Source organism: Pseudomonas sp. zjy_15 (assembly GCF_043101865.1).
Classification (GTDB): Bacteria; Pseudomonadota; Gammaproteobacteria; order Pseudomonadales; family Pseudomonadaceae; genus Aquipseudomonas; species Aquipseudomonas putida_Y.
Genome location: NZ_JBICII010000028.1, coordinates 18030 through 41372, shown reverse-complemented (window position 1 = coordinate 41372; position 23343 = coordinate 18030). Strand labels below are relative to the sequence as shown.

18 protein-coding genes and 1 pseudogene are annotated in these 23343 nt (G+C 62.5%); 11 read left to right on the top strand and 8 right to left on the bottom strand.

Going from position 1 to position 23343, the window contains the following annotated elements:
• Positions 1-125: 125 nt before the first annotated feature.
• The 7 genes and pseudogenes from ACF8EF_RS04225 to pcaC all read left to right on the top strand — a co-directional run bounded on the left by ACF8EF_RS04225 (position 126) and on the right by pcaC (position 7034).
• Entirely contained in the window at positions 126-1472 is a 1347-nt protein-coding gene (locus ACF8EF_RS04225; protein WP_019752479.1) for an MFS transporter, read from the top strand.
• A 219-nt stretch (positions 1473-1691) separates the two neighbouring features.
• A pseudogene (locus ACF8EF_RS04220) lies at positions 1692-1787 on the top strand (CoA-transferase subunit beta); the annotation flags it as partial.
• Positions 1784-2989 (top strand): 3-oxoadipyl-CoA thiolase, encoded by a 1206-nt coding sequence (pcaF, locus tag ACF8EF_RS04215; RefSeq protein ID WP_176682793.1) that lies wholly within the window; start codon positions 1784-1786, stop codon positions 2987-2989. The pseudogene ACF8EF_RS04220 and the gene pcaF, both read left to right, overlap by 4 nt.
• A gap of 187 nt (positions 2990-3176) precedes the next feature.
• Entirely contained in the window at positions 3177-4466 is a 1290-nt protein-coding gene (locus tag ACF8EF_RS04210; protein WP_176682640.1) for an MFS family transporter, read from the top strand.
• 9 nt (positions 4467-4475) lie between these two features.
• On the top strand, positions 4476-5828 hold the full coding sequence (locus ACF8EF_RS04205; protein ID WP_392460430.1) for a 3-carboxy-cis,cis-muconate cycloisomerase: 1353 nt from the start codon (positions 4476-4478) through the stop codon (positions 5826-5828).
• An 11-nt stretch (positions 5829-5839) separates the two neighbouring features.
• Positions 5840-6631 (top strand): 3-oxoadipate enol-lactonase, encoded by a 792-nt coding sequence (gene pcaD / locus ACF8EF_RS04200; protein WP_392460429.1) that lies wholly within the window; start codon positions 5840-5842, stop codon positions 6629-6631.
• Positions 6632-6641: 10 nt separating this feature from the next.
• Positions 6642-7034, top strand: a complete 393-nt coding sequence (gene pcaC / locus ACF8EF_RS04195) for a 4-carboxymuconolactone decarboxylase (RefSeq protein ID WP_010952489.1) — start codon at positions 6642-6644, stop codon at positions 7032-7034.
• Positions 7035-7116: 82 nt separating this feature from the next.
• On the opposite strand, the gene ACF8EF_RS04190 is transcribed toward pcaC, so the two are convergent.
• The 5 genes from ACF8EF_RS04190 to ttgA all read right to left on the bottom strand — a co-directional run bounded on the left by ACF8EF_RS04190 (position 7117) and on the right by ttgA (position 15306).
• Positions 7117-7641: a DUF962 domain-containing protein gene (locus ACF8EF_RS04190; protein WP_176682643.1), complete on the bottom strand. Its 525-nt coding sequence runs from the start codon at positions 7639-7641 to the stop codon at positions 7117-7119.
• A 241-nt stretch (positions 7642-7882) separates the two neighbouring features.
• Positions 7883-9139, bottom strand: coding sequence for an OprD family porin (locus ACF8EF_RS04185; protein ID WP_176682644.1), 1257 nt, complete (start codon positions 9137-9139; stop codon positions 7883-7885).
• Between the two features lie 405 nt (positions 9140-9544).
• Positions 9545-10999 carry an AdeC/AdeK/OprM family multidrug efflux complex outer membrane factor gene (locus tag ACF8EF_RS04180; protein ID WP_392460428.1) on the bottom strand — a complete coding sequence of 485 codons (1455 nt, stop codon included), beginning with the start codon at positions 10997-10999 and terminating at the stop codon, positions 9545-9547.
• Positions 10996-14148, bottom strand: coding sequence for a multidrug efflux RND transporter permease subunit TtgB (gene ttgB / locus ACF8EF_RS04175; protein ID WP_084850834.1), 3153 nt, complete (start codon positions 14146-14148; stop codon positions 10996-10998). The genes ACF8EF_RS04180 and ttgB overlap by 4 nt, the downstream gene beginning before the upstream one ends.
• A gap of 3 nt (positions 14149-14151) precedes the next feature.
• Positions 14152-15306, bottom strand: a complete 1155-nt coding sequence (gene ttgA / locus ACF8EF_RS04170) for a toluene efflux RND transporter periplasmic adaptor subunit TtgA (RefSeq protein ID WP_176682646.1) — start codon at positions 15304-15306, stop codon at positions 14152-14154.
• A gap of 256 nt (positions 15307-15562) precedes the next feature.
• On the opposite strand from ttgA, the gene ttgR reads away from it, so the two are divergent.
• On the top strand, positions 15563-16195 hold the full coding sequence (ttgR, locus tag ACF8EF_RS04165) for an efflux transport transcriptional regulator TtgR (protein ID WP_176682647.1): 633 nt from the start codon (positions 15563-15565) through the stop codon (positions 16193-16195).
• A gap of 117 nt (positions 16196-16312) precedes the next feature.
• Here the strand turns inward: ttgR and ACF8EF_RS04160 are convergent, their stop codons facing one another.
• Positions 16313-17764, bottom strand: a complete 1452-nt coding sequence (locus ACF8EF_RS04160; protein ID WP_176682648.1) for an MDR family MFS transporter — start codon at positions 17762-17764, stop codon at positions 16313-16315.
• Between the two features lie 382 nt (positions 17765-18146).
• On the opposite strand from ACF8EF_RS04160, the gene ACF8EF_RS04155 reads away from it, so the two are divergent.
• The gene (locus ACF8EF_RS04155; RefSeq protein WP_103463020.1) at positions 18147-19016 is read left to right on the top strand and encodes an oxaloacetate decarboxylase; all 870 of its coding nucleotides are present in this window, start codon (positions 18147-18149) and stop codon (positions 19014-19016) included.
• A gap of 154 nt (positions 19017-19170) precedes the next feature.
• Here ACF8EF_RS04155 and ACF8EF_RS04150 read toward each other — a convergent pair whose 3' ends face one another.
• Positions 19171-20046: a LysR substrate-binding domain-containing protein gene (locus ACF8EF_RS04150; RefSeq protein ID WP_392460427.1), complete on the bottom strand. Its 876-nt coding sequence runs from the start codon at positions 20044-20046 to the stop codon at positions 19171-19173.
• Between the two features lie 114 nt (positions 20047-20160).
• On the opposite strand from ACF8EF_RS04150, the gene ACF8EF_RS04145 reads away from it, so the two are divergent.
• Positions 20161-21798 carry a 5-guanidino-2-oxopentanoate decarboxylase gene (locus ACF8EF_RS04145; protein ID WP_392460426.1) on the top strand — a complete coding sequence of 546 codons (1638 nt, stop codon included), beginning with the start codon at positions 20161-20163 and terminating at the stop codon, positions 21796-21798.
• Positions 21799-21921: 123 nt separating this feature from the next.
• Here ACF8EF_RS04145 and ACF8EF_RS04140 read toward each other — a convergent pair whose 3' ends face one another.
• Positions 21922-22842, bottom strand: a complete 921-nt coding sequence (locus tag ACF8EF_RS04140) for an AraC family transcriptional regulator (protein WP_176682652.1) — start codon at positions 22840-22842, stop codon at positions 21922-21924.
• A 202-nt stretch (positions 22843-23044) separates the two neighbouring features.
• On the opposite strand from ACF8EF_RS04140, the gene ACF8EF_RS04135 reads away from it, so the two are divergent.
• Entirely contained in the window at positions 23045-23338 is a 294-nt protein-coding gene (locus tag ACF8EF_RS04135; RefSeq protein WP_176682653.1) for a putative quinol monooxygenase, read from the top strand.
• Positions 23339-23343: the final 5 nt, after the last annotated feature.

Here is a 23343-nt window from a genome sequence, read left to right as displayed (position 1 = left end):
CGGCCGCACCCGCATGCAGTAACGTTATATCCAGGCTGACCCAGGCCCTTTACCCCAATCATCGCCCTTGTACCGGTTGCCCGCGTGCAATGGCCTGACTGTGCCCCACATTCTGGATAACAATAATGAACCAAGCGCAAACCAACGTCGGCAAAAGCCTCGACGTTCAGTCGTTCATCAATCAGCAGCCGCTGTCCCGCTATCAGTGGCGGGTCGTGCTGCTGTGCTTCCTGATCGTCTTCCTCGATGGCCTGGACACCGCTGCCATGGGTTTCATCGCCCCGGCACTGTCGCAAGAGTGGGGGATCGATCGCGCCAGCCTTGGACCGGTCATGAGTGCCGCGTTGATCGGCATGGTGTTCGGCGCCCTGGGCTCCGGGCCGCTGGCTGACCGCTTTGGCCGCAAGGGCGTGCTGGTGGGGGCGGTGCTGGTGTTCGGTGGCTTCAGCCTCGCCTCGGCCTATGCCACCAACGTCGACCAGTTGCTGGTGTTGCGCTTCCTGACTGGCCTGGGCCTGGGTGCAGGCATGCCCAACGCCACCACGCTGTTGTCCGAATACACCCCGGAGCGCCTCAAATCGCTGCTGGTGACCAGCATGTTCTGTGGCTTCAACCTGGGCATGGCGGGTGGAGGCTTCATTTCCGCCAAGATGATCCCGGCCTACGGCTGGCACAGCCTGCTGGTCATCGGTGGCGTGCTGCCGTTGCTGCTGGCGCTGGTGCTGATGGTCTGGCTGCCGGAGTCGGCGCGGTTCCTGGTGGTGCGCAACCGCGGCACCGACAAGGTGCGCAAGACCTTGTCGCCAATCGCGCCGCAAGTGGTGGCCGAGGCCGGCAGTTTCAGCGTGCCGGAGCAAAAGGCGGTGGCTGCACGCAACGTGTTCGCGGTGATCTTCTCTGGCACGTACGGCTTGGGTACCGTGCTGCTGTGGCTGACCTATTTCATGGGTCTGGTGATTGTCTACCTCTTGACCAGCTGGCTGCCAACCCTGATGCGTGACAGTGGTGCGAGCATGGAACAGGCCGCATTCATTGGCGCGCTGTTCCAGTTTGGCGGAGTGCTAAGTGCAGTCGGCGTGGGTTGGGCCATGGACCGTTTCAATCCGCACAAGGTGATCGGCATTTTCTATCTGCTGGCCGGGGTGTTCGCCTACGCAGTGGGGCAGAGCCTGGGCAACATCACCGTGTTAGCCACGCTGGTACTCGTCGCCGGTATGTGCGTGAACGGTGCGCAGTCGGCAATGCCATCGCTGGCGGCACGCTTCTATCCCACCCAGGGCCGGGCCACGGGTGTATCGTGGATGCTGGGTATTGGCCGCTTTGGTGCGATTCTCGGGGCCTGGAGTGGCGCCACGCTGCTGGGCCTGGGCTGGAACTTCGAGCAGGTGCTGACGGCGTTGCTGGTGCCGGCGGCGCTGGCGACCGTGGGTGTGGTCGTCAAGGGGCTGGTCAGCCACGCTGACGCGACCTGAGGGCGAGGGCCGCGTTGCGGCCCATTTGCAGCACAAGGCTGCTCCGGCAGAGCGGCGTTGTGCTGCGATCAGGGCGCACAGCTGCCCTGGATAGCCGCGCAACAAATGGTTCGTTAATCGCACAGATAGTCGATTATCGGATTGTAAGGTACCTACCAGTCTCCTTAATCTGGGTTCACCGAAGCACCCTGACCAGGAGCCTCCAAATGCCACGCGCAGACCATTTCCGAACCCACCCCAATCGAGCTGTCCACCATGTGTGACCTCGACGCCCGTACCGCCGCGGCCCATGGCCAGCTGGCAGGAGAAGCCTGATGCACGACGTATTCATCTGTGATGCCATCCGTACCCCGATCGGCCGCTTCGGCGGCGCCCTGGCCAGCGTACGGGCCGACGACCTGGCAGCCGTGCCGCTGAAGGCGCTGGTAGAGCGCAACCCAGGCGTGCAGTGGGACCAGGTAGACGAAGTGTTCTTTGGTTGCGCCAACCAGGCCGGTGAAGACAACCGCAACGTCGCCCGCATGGCGTTGCTGCTGGCCGGCCTGCCGGAAAGCATCCCGGGCGTCACCCTGAACCGCCTGTGTGCATCGGGCATGGATGCCATCGGCACCGCTTTCCGCGCCATCGCCAGCGGCGAGATGGAACTGGTGATTGCGGGTGGCGTCGAGTCGATGTCGCGCGCTCCGTTCGTCATGGGCAAGGCTGAAAGCGCCTATTCGCGCAACATGAAGCTGGAAGACACCACCATTGGCTGGCGTTTCATCAACCCGCTGATGAAGAGCCAGTATGGTGTGGATTCCATGCCGGAAACCGCCGACAACGTGGCTGACGACTATCAGGTTTCGCGTGCTGACCAGGACGCGTTCGCCCTGCGCAGTCAGCAGAAGGCTGCCGCTGCGCAGGCTGCCGGCTTCTTCGCCGAAGAAATTGTGCCGGTGCGTATCGTTCACAAGAAGGGCGAAATCATCGTCGAACGTGACGAACACCTGCGCCCGGAAACCACGCTGGAGGCGCTGACCAAGCTCAAACCGGTCAACGGCCCGGACAAGACGGTCACCGCCGGCAACGCCTCGGGCGTGAACGACGGTGCTGCGGCGATGATCCTGGCCTCGGCCGCAGCGGTGAAGAAACATGGCCTGACCCCGCGTGCCCGCGTTCTGGGCATGGCCAGCGGCGGCGTTGCTCCACGTGTCATGGGCATTGGCCCGGTGCCAGCGGTGCGCAAGCTGACCGAGCGTCTGGGGGTGGCGGTAAGTGATTTCGACGTGATCGAGCTTAACGAAGCGTTTGCCAGCCAAGGCCTGGCAGTGCTACGTGAGCTGGGTGTCGCTGACGATGCGCCACAGGTAAACCCTAATGGCGGCGCCATTGCCCTGGGCCACCCGCTGGGCATGAGCGGTGCGCGCCTGGTGCTGACTGCGCTGCACCAGTTGGAGAAGAGTGGTGGGCGTAAAGGCCTGGCGACCATGTGTGTGGGTGTCGGCCAAGGTCTGGCGCTGGCCATCGAGCGGGTTTGACCTGTACCGGCCTCTTCGCGTGCAAGCCAGCTCCCACAGGGATCCACGCAATCCCCTGTGGGGGCTGGCTTGCCCACGAAGAGGCCTGTCCTGTGAGACATAAGGCCAATTGCCAGCCAGATAGCGGAACGAGTGTGTTACCAGGTATGTCTAGATTTACCTAGTACCCACCAGGAGTAAAACCCTCATGACCTCAACCTATTACACCGGCGAAGAGCGCAGCTCGCGCATCTTCGCTATTGTCGGTGCCTCGTCAGGCAACCTGGTGGAATGGTTCGATTTCTACGTCTACGCCTTCTGCGCGATCTACTTCGCCCCAGCCTTCTTCCCCTCCGACGACCCCACCGTGCAACTGTTGAACACGGCGGGTGTATTTGCCGCAGGCTTCCTGATGCGCCCCATTGGTGGCTGGATCTTCGGCCGTCTCGCCGACCGTCATGGTCGCAAGAATTCCCTGATGATCTCGGTGCTGATGATGTGCTTCGGCTCCCTGATGATCGCCTGCCTGCCCACCTATGCCAGCATCGGCACCTGGGCCCCGGCGCTGCTATTGCTGGCCCGGCTGATCCAGGGCCTGTCGGTAGGAGGCGAATACGGCACCACGGCCACCTACATGAGTGAAGTGGCCCTGCGTGGGCAGCGTGGTTTCTTTGCTTCGTTCCAGTACGTCACCCTGATCGGCGGCCAGTTGCTGGCGGTACTGGTCGTGGTGATCCTGCAACAGCTGCTGACTGAAGATGAACTGCGGGCCTGGGGCTGGCGCATTCCCTTCGTGGTGGGGGCCATCGCCGCCCTGATCTCGCTGATGCTACGCCGTTCGCTGCACGAGACCAGTAGCGCCGAAGCCCGTAATGACAAGGATGCAGGTTCGATCGGTGGCCTGTTCCGCAATCACGCAGCGGCGTTCATCACGGTGCTTGGCTACACCGCTGGTGGCTCGCTGATTTTCTATACTTTCACCACCTATATGCAGAAGTACCTGGTCAACACTGCGGGCATGACAGCCAAGAACGCCAGCTACGTGATGACCGGGGCGTTGTTTCTGTTCATGGTGGTGCAGCCGTTCTTCGGCATGTTGTCCGACCGCATCGGTCGGCGCAATTCGATGCTGCTGTTTGGTGCGCTGGGTACCCTGTGCACAGTGCCGCTGCTGATGGCACTGAAAACCGTGACCAGCCCGATCATGGCCTTCGTGCTGATCAGCCTGGCCCTGTGTATCGTCAGTTTCTACACCTCGATCAGCGGTCTGGTGAAGGCTGAGATGTTCCCGCCACAGGTGCGGGCACTGGGTGTGGGCCTGGCCTATGCGGTGGCCAACGCAGCATTCGGCGGTTCGGCCGAGTATGTGGCCTTGGGCCTGAAAAGCCTCGGGATGGAAAACACTTTCTACTGGTACGTGACGGCGATGATGGCGATTGCCTTCCTGTTCAGCCTGCGCCTGCCGAAGCAGGCGGCGTATCTGCACCATGATGATTAAGGACGCTGCATGAGCAACCAACTGTTCGACGCCTATTTCACCGCGCCGGCCATGCGCGAGATTTTCTCCGACCGTGGCCGCCTGCAGGGCATGCTGGATTTCGAAGCAGCGCTTGCCCGTGCCGAAGCCTCTACCGGTTTGGTCCCGCACAGCGCGGTGGCGGCCATCGAGGCGGCCTGCCAGGCCGAGCGCTATGACGTTGGCGCGCTGGCCAATGCCATTGCCACCGCGGGTAACTCGGCAATTCCGTTGGTGAAAGCGTTGGGCAAGGTGATCGCCACTGGCGTGCCTGAAGCTGAGCGCTATGTGCACCTCGGGGCCACCAGCCAGGATGCGATGGACACCGGTCTGGTTCTGCAGTTGCGCGATGCTCTGGACTTGATCGAGGCCGACCTCGGCAAGCTGGCTGATACCCTGTCGCAGCAGGCGTTGAAGCATGCCGATACGCCACTGGTGGGGCGTACCTGGTTGCAGCATGCTACCCCGGTGACCCTGGGCATGAAGCTGGCCGGTGTACTGGGCGCTTTGACCCGCCACCGTCAGCGCCTGCAGGAATTGCGCCCGCGCCTGCTGGTCCTGCAATTCGGCGGTGCCTCGGGCAGCCTGGCGGCCTTGGGCAGCAAGGCGATGCCGGTGGCCGAAGCGCTGGCCGAACAGCTCAAGCTGTCCCTGCCCGAACAGCCCTGGCACACCCAGCGTGACCGCCTGGTGGAGTTTGCCTCGGTACTGGGCCTGGTTGCCGGCAGCCTGGGTAAGTTCGGTCGCGATATCAGCCTGCTGATGCAAACCGAGGCGGGGGAGGTGTTTGAGCCTTCTGCGCCGGGTAAAGGTGGTTCTTCGACCATGCCACACAAGCGCAATCCGGTGGGGGCCGCCGTATTGATCGGTGCCGCAACCCGCGTGCCGGGTCTGCTGTCGACGCTGTTCGCGGCCATGCCCCAGGAGCACGAACGCAGCCTGGGCCTATGGCATGCCGAGTGGGAAACCCTGCCGGATATCTGCTGCCTGGTCTCTGGCGCCCTGCGCCAGGCTCAAATGATTGCCGAGGGCATGGAGGTGGATGCCGCGCGCATGCGCCGTAACCTCGACCTGACACAAGGTCTGGTGCTGGCCGAAGCGGTGAGCATCGTCCTTGCCCAGCGGCTGGGGCGCGACCGTGCCCACCACCTGCTGGAACAATGCTGCCAGCGCGCGGTGGCCGAACAGCGGCACTTGCGTGCCGTGCTGGGTGACGAACCGCAGGTCAGCGCCGAGCTGTCTGGCGAAGAGCTCGATCGCCTGCTCGACCCTGCCCATTACCTGGGCCAGGCGCGCGTCTGGGTGGCGCGCGCCGTGTCCGAACATCAACGTTTCACTGCCTGAAGGAGACCGCTGTGGCGCATTTGCAACTGGCCGATGGCATTTTGAATTATCAGATCGATGGCCCGGAAGACGCCCCGGTGCTGGTCCTGTCCAACTCGCTGGGTACCGACCTGGGCATGTGGGACACCCAGATTCCGTTGTGGAGCCAGCACTTCCGGGTGCTGCGCTACGACACCCGCGGTCACGGTGCATCGCTGGTCACTGAAGGCCCTTACAGCATCGAACAGCTGGGCCGAGACGTGCTGGCCCTGCTCGATGGCCTGGACATCCAGAAGGCTCACTTCGTCGGCCTGTCGATGGGTGGCCTGATCGGCCAGTGGCTGGGCATCAATGCAGGTGAGCGCCTGCGCAGCCTGACCCTGTGCAACACGGCCGCCAAGATCGCCAACGACGAGGTGTGGAACACCCGTATCGACACTGTGCTCAAAGGTGGCCAGCAGGCAATGGTCGACCTTCGGGATGCCTCCATCGCCCGCTGGTTCACACCGGGCTTTGCCGAGGCGCAGGCGGAGCAGGCTCAGCGTATCTGCCAGATGCTGGCGCAAACCAGCCCGCAAGGCTATGCCGGCAACTGCGCAGCGGTACGTGACGCTGATTATCGTGAGCAACTGGGCCGCATCCAGGTGCCCGCGCTGATCGTTGCCGGTACTGAAGACGTGGTGACCACCCCTGAGCATGGCCGCTTCATGCAGGCCGGTATCCAAGGTGCCGAGTACGTCGACTTCCCGGCGGCGCACCTGTCCAACGTCGAGATTGGCGAGGCCTTCAGCCGTCGCGTGCTCGATTTCCTGCTGGCTCACTGAGGACAACGCCATGGACGAGAAACAACGTTACGACGCTGGCATGCAAGTGCGCCGCGCAGTGCTGGGCGATGCCCATGTGGACCGCAGCCTGGAGAAGCTCAACGACTTCAATGGCGAGTTCCAGGAAATGATCACCCGCCACGCCTGGGGTGACATCTGGACCCGCCCGGGGCTGCCGCGTCATACCCGCAGCCTGATCACCATCGCCATGCTGATCGGCATGAACCGCAACGACGAGCTGAAGCTGCACCTGCGTGCGGCGGCCAACAATGGCGTGACCCGCGACGAGATCAAGGAAGTGCTGATGCAGAGCGCGATCTACTGCGGCATTCCGGCGGCCAATGCCACGTTCCACCTGGCTGAGTCGGTGTGGGATGAACTTGGCGTAGAGTCGCGCCAGTAAATCGTGTTCGCGGGCAAGCTCCTTGCCACAGGTCCTGCATAACCCTGCAGACCTGTGGCAGGGAGCTTGCCCGCAATGGCCCTTACACCGACGCCTTTTTCTCCCGCATGGCAACCGGGCCGGCTTTGGTTTCCACGGCATGCTTCAGTGTCGGGCACAGGCCCAGCATGAACGCAGCTTCCGCCACCACGAACAATGGCCCGATGATCAGGCCGCTCACATCGTCGACAAATGCCGGTTTGCGGCCTTCGTAGTAGTGGCCGATGAACTGGATGATCCAGCCCACCACGAACGCCCCCAGCCCGGCGCCGAGCCATAGTGTTGTCGACTGCACTGCCAGCGCCTCACCGACCCACAGGCACAGGCCCAGCAACAGCCCCATCACCAGCCCGAAGCGCAGGTCCAGGCGCAGGTAGAACCACACCGACGCCGCCGCTGCCAGCAGGGCGGGGGACAGCCAGATGCCAGCTATCTCCCAGCCTGGACGTGACAGCAGGATGGTGACTGCCAGCACGATCATGGGGATGCCGATGAAGTGGGTGAAGATGTTGCGCGGGTCGCGGTGATAGTTGGCGTATTGGCTCAGGTGGTCGACGAGGGTTTTCATTGTTGTGCCTCCCTGTTCAGCTTGGTTTCACCTGTAGCGGATAGTGATCAGGATAGCCTGCAGTCGCCACTATCATCATCTCAGCGAATGGCGGCAGCTCGCACTGGCAAATTCATGGCAGGGTTTTATTCAGCTGTAGCAAATCATGCCCTCAAAGAAGGTGCATGAATGTTTATAGCTTTAGGTCACTTGAGGGGCATCTGGCCTCTTCGCGTGTTCATCCGCGAAGAGGCCATTCGATTCACAGAAGGTTCAGTGGGTAACTCACAATCAAGCGATTCTCATCGAACGCGTTGGTGCTGAAGTCGCGACGCATGGTCGAGTTGCGCCATTTCACCGACAGGTCCTTGAAGCTGCCCGACTGCACCACATAGGCCAGCTCTGTTTCCCGCGCCCATTCCTTGCCATCGTCCACGCTGCCCGCGGTGACGTTTTCACCCTTGATATAACGGTTCATCAGGGTCAGGCCGGGTACGCCGACGGCGGCGAAGTTGAAGTCATGGCGAACCTGCCAGGAACGCTCCTTGGCATTGTCGAAGCTTGAATTGTAACTGTCGTTGGCCAGGCTACCGCCACTGGTGCCATTGACCCGCATCCAGGCGTCATCGCCGCTGACCTTCTGCAGGCCAACGTAAAAAGTGTGGCCTTGGTAGCGCGCCGAAAGCAGGGCGGAGGCGGTGCGGTTGTCCAGCTTGCCGGCACGTTCGGCGCCATCTTCCTTGCCGATGAAGTAGCCCAGGTTGGCGCCCAGCGTCCAGTCGCCCAGCGGCTGGCTGTGCGTCAGGTTGAGGTACTGCTGGCGGTAGATGTCCTTGAGCTGGGCATCCCACAGGCCGATCATGGTGCGCTTGTCGTTGAAGCTGTACTCACCGCCGCCAAAGTTGAAACGGTCGGAGGTGAAGGCAGCTTTGCCGTTGAGCGACATGTCTTCCATGCTGGCATCGTTGCGCGGGCTATTGCCGCGGAACTGGCCGGCGTACAGGGTCAGGCCGGCGATTTCCCTGGAGGTCAGTTGACCACCGCGGAAGGTTTGCGGCAACGAGCGACCATCGTCTGAACGCAGGATTGGCAGTACCGGCATCCATTCACCGACTTTCAGCTCGGTTTCGGACAGCTTGGCTTTCAGCGCCACACCCAGCCTGCCGAAGTCATCGGCCGGGCGCCCGTCGTCATGCACAGGTAGCAAGTGAGTGTTGGTGGTGCCTCTGCCGCCGTCGAGCTTGACCGAGTACAGCCCCAGTACGTCCACGCCGAAGCCGACCGTGCCCTGGGTGAAACCGGAGCGGGCATCGAGGATGAAGCTTTGCGTCCATTCCTCGGCCTTGCCCTGTGGGTGGGCCGGGTCGACGAAGTTGCGGTTGATGTAGAAGTTGCGCAGGTTGAGGGTGGCCTTGGCGTCCTCGATGAAACCACCTTCGTTGGCGGCGAACACGGGGAGGGCGCAGGACATGGCCAGCAGGCCGGGCAGCAGCTGGCGTGCGGGTAGCGAAATGCTCATCTGTCGTGAATCTCTTGTTTTTATGGTCGAGCCAGTGCACTGCGGGATCGAGCCTGCAGATGCGGGTGTTTTTTGATGAACTTGGGCAACGTTGCGTGGGGGGATGGTGCGGGGTTGTGCGGGGGTGAGGCAATTCGCCGCAAACGGAACGGGGCGATAATCGAACGGAATGTTCTGGTTGGTTAATAAGTCTCCTGTGCTGGCCTCTTCGCGGGTAAACCCGCTCCTACAACGGCTTGCGCCCAACCACCGATATGTGTCCACCACACGATCCGTATAGGAGCGGGTTCACCCGCGAATACGGTGGTGGCTGCGACGGTGAATCACCAGGGGATACTGGCCGGCACAGGCAGTAAAAAAGCAAAGCCCACCGCTAAGGGTGGGCTTGTGCTGTAACAAGGCCGATCAGCCTCTCGGTGTTTCCACCGATGCTTGCTGGTTGGCCTGCCCGGTCTGCTCGTACCAGCCACCGCCAAGCGCCTTGTACAGGTTGACCTCGCTGGTCAGCTGCGACAGGCGGTCTCCGATCAGTGCTTGCTGGGCACTGAACAGGTTGCGTTGGGCGTCGAGGAAGGTCAGGTTGCTGTCAATCCCGATGCGGTAGCGGCGTTCGGCCAGGCGGTAGTAGTCCTGGTTTGCCTGCACCAGGTCGCGCTGGGCTTGCAACTGCTCGTCGAAGGTCTTGCGCGCCGCCAGGCCATCGGAGACTTCCTGGAAGGCCGTCTGGATGGTTTTTTCGTACTTGGCGACGTTGATGTCCTTCTGGATTTTCGAGTAGTCCAGGCTGGCTTTCAGGCTGCCGGCGTTGAAGATCGGCAGGTTGATCTGCGGCTGGAACAGCCAGGTGCCCTGGCCGCCCGAGAACAGGTGGCCCATGTCGGGGCTCAGGCTGCCGGCGTTGGCGGTCAGGCTGATGCTCGGGAAGAACGCTGCGCGGGCTGCGCCAATGTTGGCGTTGGCGGCCTTGAGCAGGTGCTCGGCTTCCTGAATGTCCGGGCGACGCTGGAGGATATCCGATGGCAGGCCGGCCGGTACTTCGGCCAGTTGGTCGTCATCGAGCGCCAGCGGCTTGGCCAGGTCGGCAGGAATGCCGGTACCCAGCAGCACAGTCAGGCTGTTGACGTCCTGGGCGACCAGGCGCTGGTACTGCGAGTACTTGACCCGGGCGCCTTCCACGGCGGTGCGCGCCTGGCTGACGTCCAGGGCCGAGGCCACGCCGACTTCATTGCTGCGACGGGTGAGGTTGTAGCTTTCCTCGTAGGTCTTCAGCGTTTCTTCGGTCAGCTTGAACAGGGCCTGGTCGGCCTGCCAGGTGTAGTAGGCGTTGGCCACGCTGGCTACCAGGGCGATCTGCGTGGAACGACGCGCCTGCTCGCTGGAGAGGTAGGTTTCCAGGGCCTGCTCGGTCAGGCTGCGCACGCGGCCGAACAGGTCCAGCTCGTAGGCGCTGACGCCCAAAGTGGCCGAGTACTGGCTGGTGATGCCAGATTCACCTGTTTGCGACATGTTCGCCGGGACACGCTGGCGGCTGCCGCTGCCGGTGGCCGAAACCGCCGGGAACAGGTCGGCGCGCTGAATGCGGTATTGCGCACGGTAGGCGTCGAGGTTCAGCGCCGCAACGCGCAGGTCGCGGTTATTGACCAGCGCGGTCTGGATCAGCTGTTGTAGCGCTGGGTCGTGGAAGAACTGACGCCAGCCCTGTTCAGCAGCGGCGACATCCGCCGATTGCGTCGGCGAATAGGCAGGGCCTTGTGGCCACTGCGCAGCCACCGGCGCTTCCGGGGTCTGGTAGTCAGGGATCAGCGAGCAGCCGCCAAGAATGAAAGCGGTTACCGCCAGGGACAACAAAGACTTGGTCATTGCCCAGCCTCATAACGTGGATTTTCAGGGGTGACGTCTTTTTCCGGCTCTTTGCTGCCGAACAGCGACGACACTGCGACGAAGAACAGTGGTACCCAGAAGATAGCCAGCACGGTCGCACTGATCATGCCGCCGATCACGCCAGTACCGATGGCGTGCTGGCTGCCGGCGCCGGCGCCGCTGGCGATGGTCAACGGCACCACGCCCAGGATGAACGCCAGCGAGGTCATGATGATCGGGCGCAGACGCATGCGGCACGCTTCGATCGCTGAGTCGTACAGGCTACGGCCTTGTTCGTGCAGCTCCTTGGCGAACTCGACGATCAGAATGGCGTTTTTCGCCGCAAGACCGATGGTGGTCAACAGGCCAACCAGGAAGTACACGTCGTTGGACAGGCCGCGCAGGCTGGTGGCGATCAGTGCACCGATGATACCCAGCGGTACTACCAGCACCACGGCGATCGGGATCGACCAGCTTTCGTACAGGGCTGCCAGGCACAGGAACACGAACAGTACCGAGAGGGCGAACAGCGCCGGCATCTGCGAGCCGGAGAGTTTTTCCTCGTAGGACATGCCGGTCCAGGAGAAGCCGATACCGCTTGGCAGCTCGCCAGCAATGCGCTCGACCTCGGCCATGGCTTCACCGGTACTGTAGCCAGGCGCCGGTGCACCGAGGATCTCCATCGCTTCGACACCGTTGTAACGCGACAGCTTTGGCGAGCCGTAGGTCCATTCGCCTTTGGCGAAGGAGGAGAACGGCACCATCTCGCCTGCGCCGTTGCGCACGTACCATTTTTGCAGGTCTTCCGGGCTCATCCGCGCGCTTGGTTCGCCCTGGATGTACACCTTCTTGACCCGGCCACGGTCGATGAAGTCGTTGACGTAGCTGGCGCCCAGCGCAATCGACAGGGTGTTGTTGATGTCGGCAATGGTCACGCCCAAGGCGCTGGCACGTTCGTCATCAATGGTCAGCTGGTACTGCGGTTCATCGTTCAGGCCGTTCGGTCGCACGGCGCTGAGGATCTTGCTCTGCGCGGCTTTGGCCAGGAACTGGTTGCGCGCCTCCATCAACTTCTCGTGGCCGACACCGCCGCGGTCCTGAAGGAACACGTCGAAGCCGGTGGCGTTACCCAGTTCAAGCACCGCTGGCGGGGCGAAGGCGAACACCATTGCATCGCGGAAGGTGAAGAAGTGCTGCTGGGCACGCTGTGCCAGGGCGAACACGCTGTTCTCCTTCGAGCGTTCATCCCATGGTTTGAGCATGATGAATGCCATGCCCGAGCTCTGGCCGCGGCCTGCGAAGTTGAAACCGTTGACGGTGAATACCGACGATACGGTATCGGCTTCGTCCTTGAGCAGGTATTCGCGCATCTGGTCGACCACAGCCTGTGTACGCTCGGCACTGGAGCCGGCCGGGGTCTGCACCTGGGCGAACAGTACGCCTTGGTCTTCTTCCGGCAGGAACGCGGTGGGGATGCGGGCGAACAGCCAGATCATGCCGACCACGATCAGCGCATAGGCCAGCAGGAATGGCACCTTGTTGCGCAGGATGGTGCCTACACTGCGCTCGTAGCCATTGACGCTGCGGTCGAAGTTGCGGTTGAACCAGCCGAAGAACCCGCCTTTGGCGGTGTGGTGCTCGCCCTTCTTCAGCGGCTTGAGCATGGTTGCGCAAAGCGCCGGGGTGAAGATAAGCGCAACCAGCACCGACAGGCCCATGGCCGAGACGATGGTGATGGAGAACTGCCGGTAGATCACACCCGTGGAGCCGCCGAAGAACGCCATGGGCAGCAGTACGGCCGAGAGCACCAGGGCGATACCCACCAAGGCACCCTGGATCTGTTCCATCGAGCGCTTGGTAGCCTCCTTGGGCGGCAAGCCTTCCTCGGACATTACCCGCTCGACGTTCTCCACCACGACGATGGCGTCATCCACCAGCAAGCCGATGGCGAGGACCATGGCGAACATGGTCAGGGTGTTGATGCTGAAGCCCGCGGCGGCAAGGATGCCGAAGGTACCCAGCAATACGACCGGTACGGTCATGGTGGTGATGATGGTGGCGCGGAAGTTCTGCAGGAACAGGTACATCACCAGGAACACCAGAACCACGGCTTCGATCAGGGTGTGGATCACGCCGCTGATCGATTCGGTGACCACTGGGGTGGTGTCATACGGGAATACCGCTTTCACTCCAGGCGGGAAGAACGGTTCCAGGTCGGCGATGGTCTGGCGCAGTGCCTTGGCGGTGTCCAGGGCGTTGGCGCCGGTTGCCAGTTTTACCGCCAGGCCGGAAGCCGGCTTGCCGTTGAACTGGGCGCTGACTGCGTAGTTTTCACCCCCCAGGCCCACTTGGGCGACGTCGCCCAGACGCACCTGTGAACCGTCTTTGTTGACCTTCAGCAGGATATTCTCGAACTGCTCGGCGGTTTGCAGGCGGGTCTTGCCGATGATGGTGGCGTTCAGCTGGGTGCCCGGCAGGGCTGGCAGGCCGCCGAGCTGGCCGGAGGACACCTGCACGTTCTGTGCGGCCACGGCGGTCTTGACGTCGACCGGGGTCAGCTGGAACTTGTTCAGCTTGGCCGGATCGAGCCAGATACGCATGGCGTACTGCGCACCGAACACCTGGAAGTCACCCACACCCGCAGTACGCGAGATCGGGTCCTGCATGTTCGAGACGATGTAGTTGGCCAGGTCGTCCTTGGTCATGCTGCCGTCTTCGGAGACCAGGCCGATCACCAGCAGGAAGTTCTTCACTGCTTTGGTGACGCGGATACCTTGCTGCTGCACTTCCTGCGGCAGCAGTGGTGTGGCCAGGTTCAGCTTGTTCTGTACCTGTACCTGCGCGGTGTCGGGGTTGGTGCCCTGTTCGAAGGTGGCGGTAATGGTCATGCTGCCGTCGGAGTTACTTTCCGACGACACATAACGCAGGTTGTCGATACCGTTGAGCTGCTGCTCGATCACCTGCACCACGGTGTCCTGCACGGTTTGCGCCGAGGCGCCCGGGTAGGTCACGGCGATGGCGATGGCCGGCGGCGCGATACTGGGGTACTGGTTGATCGGCAGCTTCAGGATCGACAAGGCCCCGACCAGCATGATCACCAACGCGATCACCCAGGCGAAGATCGGGCGATCGATAAAGAACTTCGACATGGTTTACTCCGCTTTGGCGTCTGCTTTCGCCGCGTTGGCCTGAACAGGGCCGGCCGGCTTCTTGACGTTGGTGGCTTCGCTGACCTTCACCTCGACGCCCGGGCGCACGTACTGCAGCCCTTCGGTGATCAGGCGGTCACCCGGGTTGAGGCCTTCCTCGATCAGCCAGTCGCTACCCAAGGTGCGGCTCGCCTTGAGCTGGCGCAGTTCGACCTTGTTCTCCTGGTTGACCACCAGGGCGGTTGGTGCGCCCTTGAGGTCGCGGGTCACGCCTTGTTGCGGTGCCAGGATGGCGTTGGCGTTGACACCGGCCTTGAGCCGCGCATGCACGAACATGCCTGGCAGCAGGGTGTGATCGGGGTTGGGGAACAGGGCGCGCAGGGTCACAGAGCCTGTGGTCTCGTCGACCGCGACTTCGGAGAATTCCAGGCGGCCTTCCTGTTTGAACAGGCTGCCGTCCTCCAGCACCAACTGAACCGAGGCGGCGTTGTCGCCAGCCTTCTGCAACTGACCGCTTTCCAGGTCACGGCGCAACTTGAGCAGCTCGGCGGTGGACTGGGTAACGTCGACATAAATAGGGTCGAGCTGCTGGATGGTGGCCATGGCATCGGTCTGACCATTGCTCACCAGTGCACCTTCGGTGAACGAAGAACGGCCGATACGGCCGCTGATCGGCGCCAGAACCTTGGTGTAGCGCAGGTCGATCTGTGCGCTCTTGAGCGAAGCCTCGGCCTGCAATCGTTTGGCATTGGCGTCGTCATATTCCTGTTTGGAGACGGCCTGTTCGTCAATCAGTTGCTTGTAGCGTTCGGCCAGCGAGCGTGTAGCCAGCAGGTTGGCCTTGGCATTGGCCAGGGTGGCTTCGTACACGGCAGGGTCGATCTGATACAACTGCTGGCCTTCCTTGACCTCACTGCCTTCCTTGAACAGGCGCTTGAGGATGATGCCGTTGACCTGCGGGCGCACTTCGGCGACGCGGTAGGCACTGGTACGCCCCGGCAATTCCGAGGTGAGGGTGAAGGCTTGCGGCTGGATGGTCACGACGCCGACCTGAGGAGCCTGCGCCGCTGGCGCTGCTTCTTCTTTCTTACAGCCACTGAGCAGTGTTGCCAGGGCGACGGCGGAAACCAGAGCGGTAACGGCTGGCTTGAATTGCATGAGGATCCTCGGGTCGCTGGAGCAGGGAGACGCTCAAGAGTAATGGAAGAGATCTTGATCTGGAAAAAATGCTATCCGGTGGATAAATAGCTTGCTAAGAAATATACTTACATTCATGGTTGTTTGTAAATACTGCTGGGCTGTACTCCGGTACTGCCTCAGCGTTTGATTAGCTCATCCGAGAGGCCCCTGCAGAGGTTCCCCGGAGCGTTTCCCGCACGCGCTGCGCGTTCGGGCCAGATGAGGTTGTACTGCCATGGTCCGTAGAACCAAAGAAGAAGCCCAGGAAACCCGCGCCCAGATCATCGAGGCGGCGGAAAGGGCTTTCTACAAGCGCGGGGTTGCGCGAACCACCCTGGCCGACATCGCCGAACTGGCGGGTGTGACGCGGGGGGCGATCTACTGGCACTTCAATAACAAGGCCGAGCTGGTGCAGGCGTTGCTCGACAGCCTGCACGAGACCCATGACCATTTGGCGCGCGCTAGCGAAAGCGAGGATGAAGTCGACCCGCTTGGCTGCATGCGCAAGCTGCTGTTGCAGGTGTTCAACGAGCTGGTGCTCGATGCCCGAACCCGTCGTATCAATGAAATCCTGCATCACAAGTGCGAGTTCACCGATGATATGTGTGAAATTCGCCAGCAGCGCCAGTGTGCGGTGCTGGATTGCCACAAGGGCATCACCCTGGCGCTGGCCAATGCCGTACGCCGGGGCCAGTTGCCTGGCGAGCTGGATGTCGAGCGCGCGGCGGTGGCCATGTTTGCCTATGTCGATGGCCTGATCGGGCGCTGGCTCTTGCTGCCTGACAGTGTCGATCTGTTGGGTGATGTCGAAAAATGGGTCGACACCGGGCTGGATATGCTGCGCTTGAGCCCGGCTCTGCGCAAATGACACTTTGTGAAGGATTGTGAGGGAGTGTTTCCCGTTTGTGTTAAGGGGGGATTAAGGGCGCGGCTGCCTTGCGGCTGTGCGCAGCACAAGGCGGCTCTTGCAGCGATTGCGCAACTTTCAGCGGCCGCGCAATTGCCGGTCGGGTAGAGCGAATGCCGCAAACAGGCCCAGCACCGCGACAAGCGCACTCCCCATCAACAGTTGTCTGAACGTCTCCAGCAACCGTCCCTGAGTCACCAGGTCCACCTCTGCGGCCTTCAAGCTCCCCAGCAACGGATTGACCGACAGTTCGAAACCACCCTGATGCAGCAGTGCCAGCAACAGGCTGGACATGCACGCCACGCCCATGGCTCCGCCCAGCGAACGGAACAGGTTGGTGGTGCTGGTGGCCACGCCGATGTCCTTGCTGGCCACCGCGCTTTGTGTGCCCACCAGCGAGGTCGGGAATTGCAGCCCGCAGGCTATGCCGGTCAGCAGCATGAACAGCGCAGCGAGCAACGCGGATTGCGGCGGAGTCAGTGCCATCGCGAAAATGGCCACTGGCATCAGCAGTGCACCGGCCAGGATCTGCGGCTTGTAGCGCCCGGTCCGGCTGGTCATGCGGCCTCCTGTGAAGGCGCCCATGGGCAGCCCCATGGCCAGCGGCAGCAGGTGCAGGGCGGCGCTGTCGGCACCGGCGCCGGTGATGCCTTGGTAACGCAAGGGCATGAGCATGGTCAGGGAAATGGACTGGAAACTGGCGAAAAAGATCACTGCCCAGCACAGCACTGCCACTCGGTTGCTGAACAGGCTGAGCGGCAGCAGCGGCTCCGGGCAGCGCCGTTCGTGGGCGATGAAAAGCGTGAGGCCAAGCAGGGCGCAGCCGAACAGCGCCAGCACGGCCGGGTCGGCCCAGGTGTGGCCCTGGCCCACCATGGTAATGCCCAGCAGCAGGCTGCCAAGGCCGAGAATCAATAGCATGGCGCCAAGGTAGTCCACCTGTGCCTCGCGACGCTGCACCGGCATGCTGCCGAGCGCACGGCGTATGGCCCACAAGGCGACCAGCCCCAGCGGCAGGTTGATCCAGAACACCCAGCGCCACGACAGGTACTCGGTCAACCAGCCGCCCAGCACTGGCCCAGCCACGCTGGCCGCGGCGTACATGCTGCTGAAGTAGCCCTGGTAGCGGCCGCGTTCGCGTGGGGGCACGAAGTCGCCAATGATTGCCTGGCTCACCGAGACCATGCCGCCTGCGCCGATACCCTGCAGTACCCGGGCCAGCACCAGTTGCGGCATGTCCTGGGCCATGGCGCAGGCAATGGAGGCCAGGGTGAACAGGCTGATGCCGGTGAGGATCATCCGGCGCCGGCCATAAAGGTCGCCCAGTTTGCCGTAGATCGGCACGGCCACGGTCATTGCCACCATGTACCCGGAAATGACCCAGGCCAGCATGCCGACATCGCTGAACTGTGCCGAGATGGCGGGCAGCGAGACGGCGACGATGGTCTGGTCCAGAGCGCCAAGGAAGATGGCGAGCATGAGGGCGGTGAGCACGTTGCGCAGGGAGGTGGGGGGCAGGGCGGCGGTCACGGGAATACCTTGTTTTGTCTATGGCAGCCTCTTCGCGGGCAAGCCTGCTCTCACAGAAGCCCCCGAATTGTACCCTGAGTTAGGTAGCTTCCTATGTACTATCTGCATCCCCTATGCAATATCGGCATTGGCGCATTCATCCAGTGCTGCATGGCTGCGTGATATCGTTGGTATGCCACAGAGGCTGAAATCCGGGGCTTGCACCAGCTTGGTGCAACATATTGCCGCAGGTTTTTCAGTCCGCTGTCTCCCACACCTTTTATTCCTCTGCCTGCATGTCGAGCATGACCGCCCAGATGGCGACGGTTGGAACAGGTCAGGTAGACCCGATTACAGGGGTCGGTAGTTACCGTTCAAATTTCAACATTATTGCGGAGTGATCATGCCCAAGGCTTCCCACCAAGATCTGCGTTTTGCCTTCCGCGAGCTGCTCGCTTCAGGTTCCTGTTTCCACACTGCCTCGGTGTTCGACCCGATGTCGGCACGCATTGCCGCAGACCTGGGCTTCGAAGTCGGTATCCTCGGCGGTTCGGTCGCCTCGTTGCAGGTGTTGGCTGCTCCGGACTTCGCTCTGATCACCCTCAGCGAGTTCGTCGAGCAGGCCACCCGCATTGGTCGGGTCGCGCAACTGCCGGTACTGGCCGACGCCGACCACGGCTATGGCAACGCACTGAACGTGATGCGCACGGTGACCGAACTGGAGCGCGCCGGTGTGGCCGCGCTGACCATCGAGGACACCCTGCTGCCTGCCCAGTTCGGGCGCAAGTCTACCGACCTGATCCCGGTCGAGGAGGGGGTTGGCAAGATCCGCGCGGCGCTGGAGGCACGAGTCGACTCGTCCCTGTCGATCATTGCCCGTACCAACGCGGGCGTACTCAGCACCGAAGAAATCATCGTGCGTACCCAGAGCTACCAGAAGGCGGGCGCTGATGGTATTTGCATGGTAGGGGTCAAGGACTTCGAGCAGCTCGAGCAGATTGCCGAGCACCTGACGGTGCCGCTGATGCTGGTCACCTATGGCAACCCGAACCTGCGCGATGACGAACGCCTGGCGCGTCTGGGCGTGCGCATCGTGGTCGATGGCCATGCGGCTTACTTTGCCGCGATCAAGGCCACTTACGACTGCCTGCGGCTGCAGCGTGGCCGGCAGAACAAGTCGGAAAACCTCAGTGCCACCGAACTCTCGCACACCTACACCCAGCCTGAAGACTACATTCGCTGGGCCAAGGAATACATGAGCGTCGAAGAGTGATCGGCAGGGCGCCGTCCATTCAACGGACGGCGCTCAAGGTTGCACTCCACAGTCGGCCATTGAGTCGCCTGCTTCGCGGGCATGCCCGCTCCCACTGGTACCGCACAGATCCCAAGGCATGTGCATACCTGTGGGCGACCCCGCGAAAGGGCTGTCACAGGCTGGCCTGGCCCTCCAGCCAGTCCAGCAACTCCAGCAACCCCGGCGGCAAACCCCTGGCCTGGCTCACCAGGTAATACCCCTTGCCTGTCAGCACCTTCAGCGCAAACGGCATGCACAACCGCCCACCGCGCAGGTCATCGCCAATCAGCGACCAGTCACCGATCGCCACTCCTGTCCCCTGCGAAGCCATGGCCATCGCCATGTCCAGTGTCTCGAAATGCTGTTTGGGTCCATGCGTGGCCAGCGTCACTCCGGCCGCCTGCAACCACAACCGCCAGTCGTGTTCATCCCGCGAGGGATGCAGCAACATATGTCGGGCCAGGTCTTCCACCTGCTGCAACGGCACAGGCCCTTCACGCAGTGACGGTGCGCACACCGGGGTCAGCTGCTCATCGAACAGCTTGCGCACGTGCAGCCCGTGGTTTGGCGCATTGCCATAGACCACCGCCGCATCGAAGCCCTCGCGACGCAAATCCACCCCGTGCTGCACGGTCGTGGTCAGCTCAACCGGCACATCCGGGCGCAGTGCCTGCCATTCCATCAGGCGCGGCAGCAGCCAACGCATCACACAGGTGGGGGCCTTGAGCTGCAGGGTGGTGCTGTGCTCGCCCACTTCGCGCACCCCTTGTTCGATCAGCGCGAACACCTGCTGCACCCGCGGCAGCCAGTCCAGGCCTTCACGGGTCAGGCTTAACCCGCGGGCCTCGCGCTTGAACAGGGCATAACCCAGGTGTTCTTCGAGGGATGCAATCTGGCGGCTGACAGCGCCTTGGGTGATGTGCAACTGCTGCCCGGCGCGGGTGAAGTTGCACTGCTGGGCGGTGACCAGAAACGTGTGCAGGGCAGGCAGGGGCGGGAGGCGTTTCATTGCAGTAAGCCATGATCACAGGACATGGCTAGTATGTGTTTTTTTGCATTGTGGCGATAGCCGTGGCTTGGGTCCAATAAGGGCATACCCCAACACGATTCATGGTGATCCCTGATGGCAACCTGCGGCGAAGTACTGGTCAATCTCCTTGAAGGCTATGGCGTCGATCATGTCTTCGGCATCCCCGGTGTACATACCGTGGAGCTCTATCGTGGCCTGGCGGGCTCTTCCATTCGTCACATCACCCCACGTCATGAGCAAGGTGCCGGGTTCATGGCTGACGGCTATGCGCGCACCCGCGGCAAACCCGGGGTGTGCTTCATTATCACCGGGCCGGGCATGACCAATATCACCACTGCCATGGGCCAGGCCTATGCCGACTCGATCCCGATGCTGGTGATTTCCAGCGTGCAGTCCCGTGACCAGTTGGGCGGTGGCCGTGGCAAGCTGCACGAGCTGCCCAACCAAGCGGCGCTGGTATCGGGTGTGGCAGCGTTTTCCCACACTTTGATGAGTGCAGCCGACTTGCCGCAGGTGCTGGCCCGGGCATTTGCCGTGTTCGACAGTGCCCGGCCGCGTCCGGTACATATCGAAATCCCGCTCGATGTGCTGGTTGAACCGGCCGACTTCCTGCTGCCGGGACGCCCTGTACGGGGTAGTCGGGCAGGGGCTGCACCTCAGGCCGTGGCGCAGATGGCTGAGCGACTGGCCAGTGCACGTCGGCCGCTGATTCTGGCCGGTGGCGGGGCGTTGGCTGCGGGCGCTGCGCTGGCACGCCTGGCCGAACACCTTCAGGCCCCGGTGGCGCTGACCATCAATGCCAAAGGCTTGCTGCCTGCCAGCCACCCATTGCAGATCGGCTCGACCCAGTCGTTACCGGCTACACGGGCGCTGGTGGCCGAGGCTGACGTGGTGCTGGTGATCGGCACCGAACTGGCCGAAACCGATTATGACGTGACCTTCAAGGGAGGCTTCGAGATCCCGGGCAGTCTGCTGCGCATTGACATCGACCCGGACCAGACCGTGCGCAATTATCTGCCGGAGCTGGCGCTGGTAGCCGATGCCGAGCTGGCTGCCGAAGCGCTGCTCGGTGCCCTGCAAGCCCAGCCGCAGCCAGTGCACGAAAGCACTTGGGGCGTGGCCCGCGTGGCCAATCTGCGCAAGGTCCTGGCGGCAGACTGGGACCAGCCCACCCTGAGCCAGACGCGCTTGCTGAGCGCCATACTAGAGCGCCTGCCGAATGCGATTCTGGTGGGCGACTCGACCCAACCTGTGTACACCGGCAACCTGACACTCGACATGGAGCAGCCACGGCGCTGGTTCAACGCCTCGACCGGGTACGGCACCTTGGGTTACGCGTTGCCAGCAGCCATGGGCGCCTGGTTGGGCAGTGCCGAGCAGGCCGTCGAACGCGCTCCGGCGGTGTGCCTGATTGGTGATGGTGGTTTGCAGTTCACCCTGCCGGAACTGGCCAGTGCAGTGGAGGCGCAGGTACCGCTGATCGTACTGCTGTGGAATAACCAGGGGTACGAGGAAATCAAGAAATACATGGTCAATCGGGCGATCGAGCCGGTCGGGGTGGATATCCATACCCCGGATTTCATCGGCGTGGCGCGGGCGTTGGGCGCGGCAGCAGAGAACGTGGCCGATATCGCCCAATTGCAGGCGGCGCTCGGGCAAGCGGTGGAGCGCACGGGGCCGACCTTGATTCAGGTGGATCAGAATCAGTGGCAGGCCGCGGTGTTGGGTTGAAGCATTGCGATTGCCTGTATCGGCCTCTCGCGCCTGCAGGCAGCGCGCAATTTTCGCATCTGTGCAAAAACCTGTAGGAGCGGGTTTACCCGCGAAAGCGCCGGTGCAGGCGAATGTTGAGCTTCAGACCGCAGTAGCCCGCAACCGAGCCACATCACGAATCGGCGGCGCGCCGTAAAGCCGGCTGTATTCACGGCTGAACTGCGACGGGCTTTCATAACCCACCCGATAAGCCGCCACCGCCGCCTCCAGCCCGTCGTTCAACATCAGTCGCCGGGCTTCCTGCAGGCGCAGTTGCTTCTGGTACTGCAATGGGCTCATCGAGGTCACCGCCTTGAAGCGGTGGTGCAAGGTCGAGGTGCTGAGGTTGACCTCACGTGCCAGGTCCTCGATACGCAGCGGCTGTTGGAAGTTGTTGTTGAGCCAGGTGATGGCCTGGCAAACCCGGTGGGTCTGGCTGTTGGCCAAGGCAATTTCATACAGCCGGTAACCCTGCGGCCCACGCAGCAGGCGGTAGAGAATCTCGCGGCGGAACAGCGGCGCCAGCATTGCGATATCGCGGGGGGTGTCAAGCAGGCGCAGCAACCGCAGCAGGGCATCGAGCAATGCGGCATCTGTCCTTTCCACGTACAAACCACGGCCGGAAGGTCGATTGGGTACCAGCATTGGTCCGCTCTCGGCGATCAGTTGGCTGATCTCGGCCGGGTCCAGGTCCATGCGCAGGCCCAGGCTTGGGTTCTCGGGGCTGGCATCCAGCCTCACGGCACTGAGCGGCAAGGTCACCGAAACGACCATGTAATGGAGTGGGTCGTAGGCGTACTGCTCGTCACCCAGGAACAGGCTTTTGCTGCCTTGGGCAAGGATGCACAGGGCAGGCTGCGCCAGGGTGGGCACAGAACGCACATTTTCGGTGTAGCGCACCAGGTGCAGGTCATCGATGGCCGACGCCGGGCCATGGGGCTCGCCCGCGTGGCGGTTGATCAGCTCGGCCAGCTCCAGGCGCTGCAGTTCCAGGGTCGGTTCGGTGGACGTGGCGGTGGTCATGATGGCTTTCCTCTGCTGACCGACGCAGCATAGGTTTGGGCAAAGACGGGCGCTAGTCGAAAGCTGCATGTCGATTGCCTGATCCTGCCGCGCTGCAGGATCAGGCAATCGACGTGCAGTAATGGCCTAACGCGCCGCGCGGGTGAGCGCCTAACCTTGGCAGCCTGGCTTTTCCGTCCGCCTGCTTCAAGGAGATTGTGCAATGACCCTTAACCAACCGGTCACCCACCTTGCTTTCATCCGTGCCAGCAGCGGGCGCTCGGCAGAGCTGGGCGCGCGCCTGCGTGACCTGCTTGAGCCCTCGCGGCGTACACCGGGTTGCCTGAGTTTTACCGTGCAGCGTTCGCAGGCTGATGCTGACCTGTGGTTGCTCAGCGGAAGCTGGCAGGACCAGCAGGCGATGAGTGGTTACTTTGCTTCGCCGACACTGGAGGTGTTCGGTGAGCTGGTGCAGGCCCAGGTGGTCACCAGTCTGGACTTGCATACCTTCGATTGAGCGTG